The sequence below is a fragment of the Pseudomonas sp. AC083 genome (assembly GCF_979253165.1).
In genome coordinates this window covers 1-274 of sequence record NZ_CEEDDH010000122.1, presented here as the reverse complement: position 1 = coordinate 274, position 274 = coordinate 1, and the positions used below count along the sequence as shown (strand labels likewise).

Here is a 274-nt window from a genome sequence, read left to right as displayed (position 1 = left end):
GCATTTACAAAGGCGCAAACAATTTGGCAGTATCAAAAAGAACAAGAAGCTTATGAGACGGAACTAAACCATCTGAATCAACTGGCACCATCAATGGAAGAAAAAAAGGCCAAGCTTCATATTGCTGAGCAGGCAGAGGCATTAAAGCCCTATGCGGATGCATTAACAAAGGCTGAAAATCAGCTTTCTCAAGCATTAAAAGAGAAGCAGGAAGCAGAAAATCAGCTTCTGCATCAACGATCGATCTATGATCAAATGACGCAGAACTATGAGC

General features: G+C 41.2%; 1 protein-coding gene. It reads left to right on the top strand.

Annotated elements, in window-relative coordinates:
• Nucleotides 1–274 (top strand): hypothetical protein (locus AC0IXA_RS27435; protein ID WP_471814901.1); only part of this gene is annotated, 274 nt, incomplete at both ends.